This is a genomic window from Methanospirillum sp. (genome assembly GCF_028679455.1).
Taxonomy (GTDB): domain Archaea; phylum Halobacteriota; class Methanomicrobia; order Methanomicrobiales; family Methanospirillaceae; genus Methanospirillum.
Map to the genome: position 1 here is coordinate 1 of NZ_JAJRBM010000311.1, position 15179 is coordinate 15179.

A 15179-nucleotide genomic window follows, 5' to 3' on the forward strand; every position below is an offset into this window, starting at 1 on the left:
GATTTTTTCAGATCATGGTATCTGGCACGAAAAAAAGAATCGATCTATGAGCAGGTGAATATCCGGATTACTAAGTATATAGCCGGTTATCCCGTTCGATCTTCTTTATTACCCGGTCCCAGGCTTTTGTGATAAGAAAACTCTCCTCCATATCGTGAATCATGGAAACGAACTTTTTCATCGGAACTGCAAACGTCAGAACATCAAGCGGCACACAAATCCTGGCTGAAGGATCCATCATTCCGAGCACTGCACGCGGATCTGGTGATTGTTGCTCATGCCAGGGATAATGAACGATAGAGGAGCAACCGGCTCCCATCGGCGTGATTACCCCATATGGATCTGCCCGGTTATAGTTCGCAAGTGAAAAAAGTCCTGATATCACTTCAGGTCGTGCAAAAAAAATTACCACGGCTGGATCATCGGTTTCATCAAGATTATCCCATCGTTTAAAGAGGAGATACTTGTCGGTAGAGGGAATAATCTGGATCTCGTCCTGCCACGTATCAACGAGGTCTGGAGTTTTTTTGTACCGCTCTCCTTCCACTTTCCCTTCAATTCCATGCGAAAGGAAGTACCTGAAGTCTGGGGGCTTCTCTTCTACATACCCACAGTATCGAAGTCCTCCTTTACAGGTTATCGATGTTGCATCAAACGCCAGATTTTTCCCGTTCCTGATCTTTGCCAGATCACAGACGAAACACCTCCAGTCTTCAGAAGCCTTTGCCTGAGGAGTGTTCCGAAGGTCAGGAGAGAGCTCAAAGGTTATGGGAAGTGGTTCTCCGGGAAAAAAACGACCCCATAATCTCACAAATTCATCCCGTAGCGAAAGATCCATACCAGTCCTGGGGGTTTGGGGGATTTAGATGTTTTGCCAGTACTGAAACCGTTGTATAAAAAATTCGTTTTCTATGATTTGCCTGTTCATTTTTCTCCTCATGGAGGTTTTACCGGCATCATCTGATGAATGGCTGATGATGGAGATCAAATATATATCGGCTATGAGTCTGGATTTTGTTCTGACAATTATCATGACTGCCGTGGGTTTATCTGGGCAAAGAGATGATGATTATTCTCTATTGAAACAGGATGCACGGCATGAACAAAAATCAACAATCTCCTCATATTCTGGCACGGATACCCCTAGTGATCATCATCACTCTCTGTATATGGAGCATCACCCCGATTCTGATCGCAGATCTAACCTCTCCGGATAGTTTAGATATTCCAGTACAAACACCTGTAAATATCACCATCCTGGCTGTCAACGATTTTCATGGTCAGATCACCTCAGGAAAGATGGTAAATAATTCTCCGGTAGGTGGTCTTGGATCTATGGCCTCATACCTTATGGAAGTAGTGAATAATTCTGGAGAAGAACGGACAATTATTGCACTTCCTGGTGATATCACCGGAGCATCAACCCCTGAATCAGCGCTTCTTCTTGATGAACCAACGTTACTCTTCTATAATCTGTTCTCAGGTAATGCCTCAAAAACAGGACAATATCACCCGATATCCTCATGCCAGGTTGTTGCAACCGTGGGAAATCATGAATTTGATAAGGGGATCACTGAACTACTCCGCAAGATCAACGGGGGGAATCAGAATACCACCATACCCCACCTTCAAAATCCATACCCGGGCAGTGCTACAACTTTTGTGTCATCTAATATAGTCTATCGAAATACCAGTGAACTTCTGCTTCCCCCATATACTATCAGGACAATTGGAAATGTCTCAGTAGCCTTCATCGGAGCAGTAACGAACTCAACTCCGTCCCTGGTAACTCAGGGTACCGTAACGAATCTCACCTTTCTTGATGAGGCTGATTCAATCAATCAGCAGGTGGAAATTCTCAAAGAACAGGGAATCCATGCTTTTGTGATCCTGCTCCACGAAGGAGGAACCCAGACACCTTATGACGGGCCGACCAGACAAGATGTACCGGTGACCGGTAATGTCGTTGGTATCGTTTCACGTCTTGACAGTGATGTGGATATTGTATTATCCGCCCACACTGATGAATTTACCAACGCTTTCCTTCCCAATGCCGGAGGTGATCCGGTTCTGGTAACCCAGGCCTATTCGTACGGTAAGGGATTTGCCAACGTCAGTCTTGCAGTAGATCCGTCAACCGATGATATCATCTGGAAGACTGCGACCATAGTTACTCCCTACTCCAATGTACCACCGGGATCTAACCCAAATCCGGATGCATTACGTTTACTTAATAATACGCTCACTCTTACCAATCCGCTGATTAAACAGGTAATCTCATCAACAGAGATGAACATCACTACCGACCGAAATGCAGATGGTGAATCGAACCTGTATGACCTGATCACTGATTCCATGCGGGACTCCATGCAATCAGATTTTGCTGTACTCCAGGAAGAAGCAGTCAGATCTGATATCCTGCCGGGAAGTATTACGATTGGGACAATGTATAAACTGCTTCCATTTGGAAACTCCATCGTAACCGTACATATGACCGGGGATCAGATCCGGTTGCTTCTTGAACAGCAATGGAACCGGACAATAGCACCAACTCATCTGCTGCAAATTTCCGGATTTAATTACACCTATGATGAGACCAAACCCATATCAGAACGGATCATCTCAATCACCAGAAACGGTTCACCGCTAGAACCGGATCAGAACTATTCTGTTGCCACGATTGGGTTCCTTGCAGCAGGTGGAGACGGATATACGGTTATGCAACTCTCACAGCCAGGAGTAACCGGTTCACTCGATGTTGATGTTCTGACTGCGTATATCAAAACGCTTCAGACACCGCTCGTGATTACTCAAAATGGAAGAATCCTACGGGCAATTACCTGATGCAATAAATTCAGTCTGACAAACCTGATCAGGCATGACCATCTGTATAAGATTATCCCCCGGGTGATCTTGTTAGCACATCTTTTCATTTTTCAAAATGATCGTCATTACAGTATCGTTCACCAATACGTGCTACGAGTGAAAACGGTTGTATCTCTTCATCACGGCCAAGAAGAAAAGTTATTTATCTATGTCTTTGATACTCAAGAGTGGTCATATGATACATCAAATAACCAAAATATCAGTGAGTACGGATCGTACCCGGGTAACAAAGACATTACAGCGGACAGTTCTTATGACGATTATCGTACTCTGTATACTCCCGACCTGTGTCGCAAGTCTCCCAATAGTTATGTACCCTCTCAAACCTTCACCTGCTATAGGCCCTTATCAGGATTCAGAATTTCTTGAGATCTCAAATGAAACGATTCTTGGGCTTTCAAACCAGACCATACCCAATGGAACTGCCCTGCGTGAGCTCCAGACAACACAACAAAAACTTGCAAACATGAATATCAGCCCGGAACTCTATCCCACCGCAAAACAGATCAATGCCTACCTGTATTATAGTGCAAAAGCAGGAGATGAATCATCTGACGCTATGAGTCTCGCAGATAAACCATATTCTCCAGAATACACGGATTGGACGGTGAATCTTCAGGCAAAAATTTACCAGAATGCATCAAAAACCATCTGGAAGCAGATACAGGATTTATACCCGAATGTAACTTCATATACACTCAGACCAACTGCAACACCAGACCCCTCTGAAAAAATGATCACCAGATGGCCAAAAAGTCCATTTTCAACATTTGACAATGAGGATAGTGATGCAGTGTTAGTTGGTCAGATAATAAGTCAAACCTGATGAAACCAGCAACAACAAAAAACTACCTATTTTCAATCAATGATCGAATCAACAACCGAATCATGATACCTGCCATCCTCCCTTCGGCACCCTGATCTCAAATCGTGCACCTTCACCCTCTTTCCCGGTCTCCTTTATCGATATTCCGGTTAGCGAGAGAATTTCCCGTACAAGAAACATCCCGAGTCCGGCATTATTTCCAAACCCTTCCTCAAATATCGATTCTTTTTCTCTTCCAGAGATACCTACTCCGTTATCTTCCCATACCACAATCAGATTGCCATCAGATTCATGTGCAGAGACTCTGATCTCTGTTACACGTCCGCCATGCCGGACAGAATTATCAAGCAAATTAAAAAACACCATCTCCAGCATCGGATCTGCAAATATCGAAATCCCGTGTATTTCGGATATCCGGGTAATTCCGGGTGAAAGGGAAGAAGCAGGCATAACGGTCTCCAGTTGCACCCATTGTGGTTCGTGAGAACCTAAATCCTGATAGATCCGAGTGAACTCTATCTGGGACTGGATTTCATCGGTTGCTGATCTCATCCGTTGCAGGTACTCAGAAAGACCTGGGTCGTGATATTCCATTTCTGCTACTGCTATATAACCGCGGATGGCCGTGATCTTATTGAGAATATCATGACGGGTGATACCAGAAAGAAGATTAAGCTGATGATTTGCTTTCTTAATTGCCTCTTCTGATCTCTTACGTTCGGTGATATCATGACTGATGCCCTGGATTGCGATAACCTTCCCCTTGGCATCGCATATCGGTGAGATACTTTGAGAATGCCATTGCCAGGTGCCATCTTTATGCGGTATCCGGTATTCATTTCCAGACATCTTTTTTCCGGTTATACGGGCCTGGATGAAGAGTTCACGATTATGGGAGTAATCATCAGGATGAACAAATAATGTAGCCGATTTTCCGATAACCTCGTTCTGTGTATATCCTAACAATTCAGTCACATTTGGTGACATGTAGGTGAAAATACCGTCGGGAGTCAGTGAATATACAATCTCATTTGCATTCTCTACAAAAGAACGGAACTTCTCTTCACTTTCCCTGAGTGCCTCTTCTACCCGTATTGTATCGGTAATATCACGAATTATCCCTTCAATATAATGGGGGTTTTTAGAATCATCGTATACGATGCGACTTGAGATCGATACCATAACCGGACTCCCGTTATGGGTTTTTAAGGCGATGCGTTCTTCCTTTACCTTCCCATATTTCATTATTTTTGCCAGAAATGTATCTCGATCCGATGGATCTACATAAAAATTATCACGAATATTTTTCCCTATTACTTCTTCAGCACTTGAATACCCGAATTTTTCTACAAACGAGGAGTTGATCATGATAAGGTTGCCCTGAATATCAGACCGATAAAAAGCACCTTCGAGGTTTTCTATGATAGATCGGTAGGCCTGTTCACTCTGTCTGATCTGATGCTGATTTTCCTGTAACGCATCAAACTGTATCTGTAATTCTTCTTCTGATGCTGACAGTTGTTCATAAGCCGAACGGAGTTCTTCTTCAGCAGCTTTTCGTTCGGATATACCCACCATCATTACAATGGTAGCAGGTTTCCCCCCGTATTGAATAACTCCGGCTGTAAGGTCAGCCCACCTGACTTCTCCGGTTTTGGTGATATATCTGATGTCATATCGACAAGGAATCGGTTCGCCCCGAAGTCGTGCAAGGGACTTCTCCTTAGCCTTTTCCTGAAAATCCGGATGAAGAAGTTCCCAAAAATTCAAGGCATACAGTTCTTCCTTGCTGTACCCGGTTGCCCTGCTTGTATGGTCATTGATATATACATACCTGGAATCCTGATACACAATGATAGCAACGGGAGCAGCATCAGCAAGTACCCTGAACTTTTCTTCACTCTCACGAAGTGCTTCAGTTGCCAGTTTACTATCAGTGATATCCCTTCCAACAGACTGGTACTCAATAATCGCGCCCGTATCATCAAAAAAAGCATGATCATTCCACCATTGCCATCGGGTTGTACCATCAGGAAGGATGATACGGTGTTCAATTTCGGCTACCGGATGGTCAACAGTTAATGAAGCAAAGTGATGATTGACAATATGATGGTCTTCTTCCGGAATTGATGCAATGAACTTGTGCCCGATGACATCCTCCCGTTGTTTTCCAAAATACCGGTAGTACGCCTCATTCGTAAACAAGAGAGTTCCGTCTGGTGTAAACCGGCAGATAAACTCGGTCTGGGTTTCTACTACATCACGATACCTGCGTTCGCTCTCCTGCAACGATAACTCTGCCTGTCTTCTCCTCACTACCTGTCTGATTTTTTGTGATAACTCAGCAAACTGAGCCTGTGGCTCCCCTCCTTTCTGCAGATAAAAATCAACTCCGTTGTTGATAGCCTCAATTACTACCTCTTCCCGACCCCGTCCGGTAAAGAGGATAAACGGGATATCTCCAAACTGTTCCCTCACAACTTTGAGAAAACTGATCCCATCCATACCCGGCATCTGGAAATCAGAAATAATAACATCATACGATTGAATTTGAGAGGAGTTCAGGGCTTCCTGAACCGATGACATAATATCAACCCTGAATTCTCCGGAGCGTTCAAGAAAACGTTTTCCAACAAAGAGAAGATCCTGCTCATCATCCACATAGAGGAGAGAGATCATCTGCTTTTGGCTGGATTGTGAAACGGTATCAGTCATTGTAAATCCGGACAAGCCATAACTCCATCTCATTCCTAAAACCGATACAAGGTTTGTCAGATTGATAATTTCCCATTGTTACTGGTTATGGCGGAATAATATCGATTAAAGTTTGAAGAACTTAAAATGTTTTGCATAATACTCAAACTTTTTTTTGCAGAACTAGGTAAGAATAATGCCAACGATCCCGGGTGTACCGTTTCATGAGATCATGTTTGTTGATCGTCACGCAATCATCTATAAGGGTACCTCATACTATGCAATTCGGAATGATGAAATCCCTGCCTGACAAAAAATGATAACTTTTTTCATCCTGAATTACAGAAGTCCGAAAGTGTAATTCGATTAAATTAGTCTTCTATCTCTAAAATCTCTATTGAATTCGCTTTCTTCTGGTGTCGAGGATCACTTTCGCACCGTTTACTATACCTTTAGATATGGGGTATTGAGATCCTGCTATACCATGCCTCCTTCATTACACCCTGACTTTTCAGGTACACCTGGGACCTTTTCCATAATCGTCGCTCCGTCAGAGTTCATACTGGAGGCGCTCAGTACATTACTCAACAGGAGCCGGAATCGGATCTTATATATTTGTGGTAATTATCCGGAGATACTTCCAAAAATAAAGGAAGAACACAAAAAATTACAGGCTCGCCGGGCTCTTACCGCGTATCAGATTCTTAGCATCCTTGATGATACCCATGAATCTCTGATCCTCTTCGAGCATGATCGGACCTTGTATGACGATAATACCGATCTCATCTCTACCATCGGAGAGATGTTTAGTTATAAAGCAGGAGAAGGTAAGACCGTCATTCTCTTTGCAACCAGGTTTGACCGGTGGCTTTTCAAGTTAGACCCGTACGGTAACCGGGTGGTCTATTATCTTGAGTCTCATCATCCTGTACAAAAAAGTCCAACCCCACCAAATCAGAACCAGATGACCCTGGATACAATCTGGTGATCAAACGATACATCGATGATCGGATGAAAGAAGGTCAGAACATGTGTATACTCTGGGCAGTGACTACTCCCTATCATACCTGTGAATTGAGTTACCGGGAGGATAAATAATCACAATACTTCAGGAGCATATACAGAACCTGCAGAAAAACAGGGCCATTGCATAGAAAATTGAGAGAGGCACAATCTATATCCATGCCCTCTTCCTCATATCCACTATCTAATGTTATCACTACCGTTGAGAATATTGTATGTCGATGATGAAGAGGCATTACTCAATATTGCGAAGATATTTTTGGAACGAACAAAGGAGTTTGTCGTAGAGATCGCTCCATCTGTTACATCAGCATTAGATATTCTTCAACATAACCGGTTTGATGCCATTATATCCGATTACCAGATGCCTGAAATTGACGGTATTGAATTTCTTATTCATGTTAGATCCTCGTTAGGAAGTATTCCATTTATTCTGTTTACCGGAAGAGGACGGGAAGAGGTTGTCATTAAAGCAATAGATAATGGTGTAGATTTCTACCTGCAAAAAGGAGGCGATCCACGAGCACAGTTTGCTGAACTAGCTCACAAAATTAAGATGTCAGTCGAGCGGAACCAGGCAGTCCGGGCACTTTCAGAGAACGAAGAGCGTATGAGACTTGCGCTTGAAGGAGCAAAGGAAGCTCACTGGGAGATTAACCTTTCAACAGGAAGGACGTATTTGAGTCCCCGCGGATACGAGATGCTGGGATATGCTTCTGAAGAAATGCACCAGTTTGAAGGACTGAACTGGAGAGACCTTGCTCATCCCGGGGATATTGCAAAAACCAATGCAATATTACAGGACTATTATGCTGGAAAATCTGAATTTTTTCAGGTAGAACAGCGGCTCCGAATGAAAAACGGGGAATGGAAATGGATGCTTGTCAGAGGGAAGGTTGTAGAATATGATGAAAACAGCGTTCCTATCCGATATGTTGGAACCCACACCGATATAACCGAACAGAAAAAAGCTGAGGCTGAATTACAGGTAGCCAAAAAAGATTGGGAGACCATATTCCGTGCAATCGGGAATCCTGCGTTCATTCTTGATACAACTCATTCAGTGATCGATGCAAATGAAGCAGTTCTTACCCTGACCGGGAAAACCATGGATGAGATAAAAGGGGAGAAATGCTGGAGCATGTTTCATAAAAAGGGTAAAGATTCTTACCCCGAAGTATGTGCCCTTGAGACGATGAAAAGATCAGGGAAGATGGAGACCGAAGTCGTCGAGGCTGAAGCATATGATAAGGTATTCCTCACCTCCTGTACTCCTGTATACGATGACAATGGAAACCTGATTAAGGCAATTCACATCGCCACAGATATTACTGAAAATAAACGACTTGAACGCGATCTCACTGAAAATCGCGATTATCTTAATCAGATCTTTTCATCAGTACGAGAAGGAATTGTCATTATTGATGCTCTGACACATAAGATTCTTGATATCAATCCGGCAGCAACAAAAATGATCGGTGTTCAAAAGAACGAGATTCTTTACCATACCTGCCATAATTATATCTGTCCTGCCGAGCATGGAAACTGTCCGATCACCGATCTTCACCAGCACGTAGACAATTCTGAGCGTGTGCTTCTGACTGCTGATGGACGCCTAGTTCCGATCATCAAATATGTAGTCCCTTTCAGTTTCAGAGGGCGGGAATGCCTTCTTGAGACATTTATTGATAATTCTGAACGCAAAAAAGCTCATGATGAACTTCTGGCTGCATATCAGAAGATATCAGAGGATGAAAAAAAACTCATAAACCAGTACGATGAGTTGAACAGTCTAAAAAACACGATTCATGCCAGCAAAGTAAAGTTTGAGACGATAATTGAGACTACCCCTGACGTAATTTCTGATATCACATTAGATGGGGTTATCATGTATACCAGCCCTCGATCATATGATGTCCTCGGATATTCACCCGATGAGCTTACGGGAAGATCTGTTTATGATCTTATACCCCAGGATAAGAGAGAGGAAGCTGATAATTTTTTTAGGAGTGTACGCATTCGTGAACCCGGGCTGATTTCTATCGATTTTCCGTTAATTCACAAAGATGGAAGAGAAATTATCATCAATATTCGTTCATCCCTGCTGTTCGATGAAAACGGATCCCGCATAGGAGTTCGTTGTGTTGCGAGGGATGTAACCGAACAAATTAGCTCGCTGAAAGCCCTGATAGAGCAAAAACATCAGATCGAACAATTAGTTGAACAAAAAGACCTATTCCTTACCCAGTTAGCACATGATCTGCGAACTCCCCTTACCCCTATCATTGGTATGGGGCCTTTGCTTCTGGAAGGAATTTCAGATCCTGATGCACAGGAACTTATTACCATTTTTCTGAACAGTATTAGTTATCTTAAGAAGATGGTGGACGATATCCTGGTCAATGCCCAGTTGAACCGGATCCAGTCCCTTGAATTATTTGAGACCTATGATCTATCAGATCTGATTGCAGATGCGATTAATACCAATAAATTCCTGGCAGACCAAAAAGAATTGAGCATGGATAATACCGTACCTGTGGGATTATCAGTTTCGATGTCAAAACCATATGCAAACCTGGTATTTCGTAACTTGATCAATAATGCAGTCAAATACAACTCCCCCCACGGAATGGTGAAGGTATCAGCATCAGTTGAAGATGAAACCGTAAAAATATCAATCGTTGATACTGGAATTGGGATACCTCAGGCGATATTAGATAAAATCTGGGACGAACTATTTGTCGGAGATTCAGCCAGACATGACCCTCTCTCCAAAGGATTTGGTCTCTCCATTGTCAAAAAAATTGTTAATCTCCATCATGGTACCATAGAAGCAAGTAGTGAAGGTCATTTGAAAGGATCGACATTTATGGTGCAATTGCCATTGGTTAAGAACCAATGAATAACTACTATTGCTCATTACCCCGCTTCAGTTGTAAGTCCTGAATGGTAACTTCCGGGTTCCGATACCGTCCCCATCCTGTGGTCTTTTTTCCTGCCTGTATCGCCCTTTCAGGACAGAGATGGATACATCCGCAACAGAGCTCGCAGTGATGTTTCCAGACCGGCTTTTTCTCTACCAGTTCGATATTGCCAGCCGGACAGACTGAGGCGCAGATTCCACAGGATGTGCATGTATCACTGACAGAAAATTTCCGGTCTTTTGTATGGACCCGTGTGATAAACCAGGGATACACCAGGATGTGCAGCAGCCACCAAAGGAGCGATCGGGGGAGTGGTAATTCTTTGCATTGCAGAATATCATCAGTAATCCTCTGGAGTTTTACATCTGCTGTTGAAAGGAGCATTTCCTTTTTCTCTCCTGTCGGTGGTTCGTACATCAGGACATAGTTCCCAGGCATCAGCACAGAATAACCCGCAGATAATCCACGACCGGATCGCTTCCTGAGAATACCATCTACTTGTGAAAGGGCTGATTTTTCTCCCCCTCCTCCATAGGTGAGAACTGAGAACACGTACGGAACTCCGGTTAAGTCCAGGCGTGCGACAAATGATGCGACCATAGCAGGCAGGCCTGTAAAGTAAACCGGGCAGACGATGCCGACACGGTCGGATGACGGGACGATATCTCCTGATGTTTTCTGATACGGGGCGATTGGTACCAGATCACAGTCACCAAGGGAGGCGGCTATCTTCTTTGCAGTAGCAAGCGAATTACCGGTGCCGGTAAAGAAATATATCGTATTTTTCATAAATCTTCCCCGTAATGGATTTAGATGCCATCAGGATCTTCATCAAAAAAATGTATAATGATGTTGAGTTATCCGGAATCTGTCTTAATTATACCGGATATGATGTTACCCCTGGTGCTGGATCATTTGATATCCGTGCCTGGTAAAGAACCGGATACCTTTGGATAAGAATACTATCGTGAATCACCCGTTGAAATGGTGAAAATCATAACAATTTTTGATGAACTCCTGTTTCCGGTGTTCACTTGCATTGATCGGAGGTTTCAGATACCCGATCTCAGGTGTCTGTTCAGCAGGACAGAACGGGCATAATGCAGCATCAACATCATTGGCTTTCGTCCTGACAGGGCAGTAATAGACCCCGTCTATGTAATCTACCTTATCGCCTCCGGGAAACGGCATTCCCACCGGATGACCTGGAACCTTCTGAACAAACATACAGAACCCGGAGAGCAGAAATTTCAAAAATCGAATCTGATTACGTGCTTCATCACCGGTTGTGCAATGCGATACCACCATCTCCCAGTATGCAGGAGCATCATCGGTGACGCTATCCTGCAAGGTTGCAAATACTCCCTGCTGATTCATCAGCCTGATCTGCTGATAGGTACCATGCAGATGTGCAGTAATGGTCTCTTCGAGAAGGGTTTTAAGTTCGGGTGCATAGCCTTTGATTTTTTCAGAAAAGTTCCATCTCATCTGCTCAAGATTCCGTGGCGAATATCTAAGCACCAGATCTGCAATTGCCAGTCCCAGTTCTCCCCGGATCCTGATTACAGCCAGTTCATGACAAAGGGTTGTGATACTGGATGGAGAAGCCGGACCCGGTGATGAACCTCCCGATGAAGTCCGGAAAGATGATGAGAACAGGGATGTTGTTGCTAGCAATGAATTCAGATTCATGATTACTCACGTACTCCAGGGTTGACATCGGTCAGGTTAGTCTTGATACTCTTCTATCACGATGCTATATATGCTATCAAGTATCCAATATGAAACCTCACTGATAATATCGAGAGCCATACCACAACACTCTTGAATCGTTATCTCTAATCTACATATCAGCTACTGCTCTCTCATAGTAAGGAATATCATATCATGCTTTTTCTTTCTGACCGGGAAAAATCAGTCTGGACTGACTATGCGAAGGAAATCCTTCAGAATGAGGCAATACCTGAAGAGTACACGGATAAAATTAGATCAAATCTGCAATCTGCATTTTACTACTATATCGGCACCATGCTTGCATCAGAGGGACAGCAGGAGAGAGGAGAGGCCTGGCTTCATGCCGGAACACTCTGTGAGGAGGAGGGTCTGTTCTCATCAACATTCCTGATGGGATTTTTGCAACGTCATCATGGGAAGATGAATCCTCCGACAGTAGCATTTGAAGATCCCAGACCCTATATTCATTTTTCACAGGTACCATTTATGGTACAGGCACGAAAACAGGTGATACAACAATTTATCCACTCATTACCTGTTTTCACCCATCCTATCAGGTTTATGGATATTGGATGTGGAGACGGTGGACTTACCATTTCTCTCCTATCATCGCTCTCTGAATCCGGAAAAATCCCGGGATTTTCGGAAATTCTGCTCATTGATTCATCTCCAGCCATGATCGCTCTGGCAAAAGAACAGGTAGGGACAGCATTTCCAGGAGTCAGGATAACGACTGAAAATGCACGAATTCAGGACTGTTCATCCTCAATCGCCCACCAGTATGATATTGCGATGAGTTCTCTTGCATACCATCACATGCCGGTCGAGGATAAACGTGTCCATCTCACCAGGCTCAAACCATGGATTGATCATTTTCTCCTATTTGAGATGGATGCAAATCATGATACCCCTGAGCTCTATTCTCCTGAACTTGCTCTTTCCGTCTATCAATCCTACGGAAAATTTATCGACATGATATTTGCCTACGATGCTCCGGTAGATCTGGTGATTGACTGTGTGGACTCGTTCATTATGATCGAGTTATTATCAATTCTCACCAAACCACGGGGAGTCCGTACTGATTACCATATGCTCAGGTCAGAATGGAACGATCTTTTTAAGAACACACTGGGTCCGGAATTTACCCTTCGTTCTGATTCTACCTGCTATGGTGATGAATATCTTGCCCTGTTCTCGATGCATTACGGCAGAGAACCCAGCCATCCACATAAGTGATCTTAACTACATAAACCGGAGGAACCCATCCCGGCTGGTACTTACCGGCTCGGAAAGGATCATCTATAACCTTGGTTCTGCCTTTTTTTTCAGTGATACCAGATATCCCGTTGAACCATGAAGGTAAAAACCAGGACTACACCCCTTTAACCAGATTCCGCCGTTGAATACATTTTGTCCCTTTGATGAGGGCCAGAATTACGACGAGAAGCACCAGCAGATCAACCCAGGGCGGATAGACTGCATCTCCATTCAGGGAAGCATGAAACAGGTCAACAAGATATGTCAGAGGAGAGAGTGAAGTGAGAATAAAAACCGGCCCCTCTAACTGGTTCAGCGGAATGAATATCCCTGATATAAACATAAGCGGGAGTCTGACCAGACTTGAGAGCATCATAATATTGGACGGATTATTGGTAGTCGGTGAAGCCAGAAATGTTCCAAGTGCAGCGAACGTAATGGAGCCCACCAGCACTGCTAGTGCAAGCAGGCCGGGCTGCAGTACCGGAAGATGGAGCAGTGCTGCACAGATTATAAAGACCAGTGTGGTAATACCGACCCCAAATAATGCACCAGCAAGGAGATCACCGATAATGATGCTCTCCAGAATTACCGGCAGCGAGACGAGCCGCTCATAGGTCTTCTCCCGTTTCTCCCAGGGAGTGATGAGCGGGCCAACCGATGATGCCGTGAAAAAGAGCATCATACCCAGAAATCCGGGAAAGAATGCGATGAGATCGAGGTTTCGCCCGATGAAGAAGGTGAGAAACATAATGAGCGGAAACAGAAGCCCGAATATCATTACCGGACCTTTAAAGTAATAGATCCGCATGTTCTTTTCAGTGATAACCAGGATGCCCCGGACAAAAACTTTCAGATCCATCTTATTCTTCTCCGGTCAGTTGTACAAACGCTTCTTCGAGTGAGGGGCTTGAAGTGGCGATGGATATAATTGTCAGATCCTGTTCTCTTGCAAGGTCGGCAAGATATTTCACTAATGTGTCCAGATTCTGGGAATACACCCTCCACTTATCACCCCATGATTCAACCCGGTTTATATCGGGATGAGTAAATATAGTTCGCTCAACCACCTGTTCAAACGAGATCTCGATATACCGGGAGGTATCAAACGTGGCTTTCAGTTTTTCCGGACTTCCGTTTGCCACGATCCTGCCCCGGTTGATGATGCTGATGACCGAACAGAGTTCATTGGCCTCTTCAATGTTATGAGTCGTGAGAAGGATCGTACTACCATGCCGGTTCATTAATCTGACCGTTTCAATCACCAGACGTCTGCTGTGTACATCAAGACCGGTTGTCGGTTCATCCAGGATGAGAACCGGAGGTGCATGGACAATGGCACATGCAATACTTATCCGTTGTCGCATTCCTTTGGAGAAGGTTCTTACCATATCGTTCCTGCGTTCACGAAGTTCAAGCATGGCCAGTATCTCTTCAGCCCTGGCTTCCCGGGACCTCTTGTCCATACCATAAAATTTCGCTATAAGCAGAATGTTTTGCAGAGCAGTAAGATCGCTGTAAACCGTTCCGTTCTCAGGGATGACTCCCATCTTCAGTTTTGCTTCCAGGGGATATCTCAAAACATCGGTTCCCAGAACCTGCACGGATCCGTGGTCCGGGATCAGTACACCGGTGATCATCCTGATGGTGGTAGTCTTACCGGCTCCATTCGGCCCGAGAAACCCGAAGATACTCCCAGGCGGTATGGCTATGCTGACGTCATCTACGGCAGTAACTGGCCCAAATGATTTATGTAAGTGATTTGCATCGATTGCGAGCATACCGGTAATCTAATGTAAGGGTTTTGGTTAAAACCGTATGAAGGTATCTTTGTA

The 15179-nt window shown here is 44.1% G+C and carries 11 protein-coding genes; 5 read left to right on the top strand and 6 right to left on the bottom strand.

Annotated features, from left to right (window positions below; all coding sequences use genetic code 11):
- Positions 1-70 precede the first annotated feature (70 nt).
- Complete coding sequence (locus tag LUQ50_RS10670; RefSeq protein WP_300039818.1) at positions 71-838, bottom strand: DUF169 domain-containing protein; 768 nt, start codon at positions 836-838, stop codon at positions 71-73.
- 260 nt (positions 839-1098) lie between these two features.
- On the opposite strand from LUQ50_RS10670, the gene LUQ50_RS10675 reads away from it, so the two are divergent.
- Entirely contained in the window at positions 1099-2844 is a 1746-nt protein-coding gene (locus LUQ50_RS10675) for a bifunctional metallophosphatase/5'-nucleotidase (protein ID WP_300039819.1), read from the top strand.
- A 217-nt stretch (positions 2845-3061) separates the two neighbouring features.
- Positions 3062-3712: a hypothetical protein gene (locus LUQ50_RS10680; RefSeq protein ID WP_300039820.1), complete on the top strand. Its 651-nt coding sequence runs from the start codon at positions 3062-3064 to the stop codon at positions 3710-3712.
- A gap of 60 nt (positions 3713-3772) precedes the next feature.
- On the opposite strand, the gene LUQ50_RS10685 is transcribed toward LUQ50_RS10680, so the two are convergent.
- Positions 3773-6427 carry a response regulator gene (locus LUQ50_RS10685; protein WP_300039821.1) on the bottom strand — a complete coding sequence of 885 codons (2655 nt, stop codon included), beginning with the start codon at positions 6425-6427 and terminating at the stop codon, positions 3773-3775.
- A 463-nt stretch (positions 6428-6890) separates the two neighbouring features.
- Between LUQ50_RS10685 and LUQ50_RS10690 the strand changes: the two genes are divergently transcribed.
- Together LUQ50_RS10690 and LUQ50_RS10695 are read left to right on the top strand one after the other, a co-directional pair.
- Positions 6891-7394, top strand: a complete 504-nt coding sequence (locus tag LUQ50_RS10690) for a hypothetical protein (RefSeq protein WP_300039822.1) — start codon at positions 6891-6893, stop codon at positions 7392-7394.
- A 246-nt stretch (positions 7395-7640) separates the two neighbouring features.
- Entirely contained in the window at positions 7641-10331 is a 2691-nt protein-coding gene (locus tag LUQ50_RS10695; RefSeq protein ID WP_300039823.1) for a PAS domain S-box protein, read from the top strand.
- A gap of 7 nt (positions 10332-10338) precedes the next feature.
- Here LUQ50_RS10695 and LUQ50_RS10700 read toward each other — a convergent pair whose 3' ends face one another.
- Positions 10339-11142: an EFR1 family ferrodoxin gene (locus LUQ50_RS10700; RefSeq protein WP_300039824.1), complete on the bottom strand. Its 804-nt coding sequence runs from the start codon at positions 11140-11142 to the stop codon at positions 10339-10341.
- A gap of 183 nt (positions 11143-11325) precedes the next feature.
- The gene (locus LUQ50_RS10705) at positions 11326-12045 is read right to left on the bottom strand and encodes a DUF2115 domain-containing protein (RefSeq protein WP_300039825.1); all 720 of its coding nucleotides are present in this window, start codon (positions 12043-12045) and stop codon (positions 11326-11328) included.
- Positions 12046-12240: 195 nt separating this feature from the next.
- Here LUQ50_RS10705 and LUQ50_RS10710 point away from each other — a divergent pair, with 195 nt between their 5' ends.
- Complete coding sequence (locus tag LUQ50_RS10710; protein WP_300039826.1) at positions 12241-13323, top strand: class I SAM-dependent methyltransferase; 1083 nt, start codon at positions 12241-12243, stop codon at positions 13321-13323.
- A gap of 136 nt (positions 13324-13459) precedes the next feature.
- Here LUQ50_RS10710 and LUQ50_RS10715 read toward each other — a convergent pair whose 3' ends face one another.
- Together LUQ50_RS10715 and LUQ50_RS10720 are read right to left on the bottom strand one after the other, a co-directional pair.
- Positions 13460-14206, bottom strand: a complete 747-nt coding sequence (locus LUQ50_RS10715) for an ABC transporter permease (protein WP_300039827.1) — start codon at positions 14204-14206, stop codon at positions 13460-13462.
- Between the two features lies 1 nt (position 14207).
- Entirely contained in the window at positions 14208-15125 is a 918-nt protein-coding gene (locus LUQ50_RS10720; protein ID WP_300039828.1) for an ABC transporter ATP-binding protein, read from the bottom strand.
- Between the last annotated feature and the right edge of the window lie 54 nt (positions 15126-15179).

Bases quoted from the DNA above. Each gene is read 5' to 3' on its own strand.
- LUQ50_RS10670 (WP_300039818.1), bottom strand. From the start codon at position 838: ATGGATCTTTCGCTACGGGATGAATTTGTGAGATTATGGGGTCGTTTT.
- LUQ50_RS10675 (WP_300039819.1), top strand. From the start codon at position 1,099: ATGAACAAAAATCAACAATCTCCTCATATTCTGGCACGGATACCCCTA.
- LUQ50_RS10680 (WP_300039820.1), top strand. From the start codon at position 3,062: ATGATACATCAAATAACCAAAATATCAGTGAGTACGGATCGTACCCGG.
- LUQ50_RS10685 (WP_300039821.1), bottom strand. From the start codon at position 6,427: ATGACTGATACCGTTTCACAATCCAGCCAAAAGCAGATGATCTCTCTC.
- LUQ50_RS10690 (WP_300039822.1), top strand. From the start codon at position 6,891: ATGCCTCCTTCATTACACCCTGACTTTTCAGGTACACCTGGGACCTTT.
- LUQ50_RS10700 (WP_300039824.1), bottom strand. From the start codon at position 11,142: ATGAAAAATACGATATATTTCTTTACCGGCACCGGTAATTCGCTTGCT.
- LUQ50_RS10705 (WP_300039825.1), bottom strand. From the start codon at position 12,045: ATGAATCTGAATTCATTGCTAGCAACAACATCCCTGTTCTCATCATCT.
- LUQ50_RS10710 (WP_300039826.1), top strand. From the start codon at position 12,241: ATGCTTTTTCTTTCTGACCGGGAAAAATCAGTCTGGACTGACTATGCG.
- LUQ50_RS10715 (WP_300039827.1), bottom strand. From the start codon at position 14,206: ATGGATCTGAAAGTTTTTGTCCGGGGCATCCTGGTTATCACTGAAAAG.
- LUQ50_RS10720 (WP_300039828.1), bottom strand. From the start codon at position 15,125: ATGCTCGCAATCGATGCAAATCACTTACATAAATCATTTGGGCCAGTT.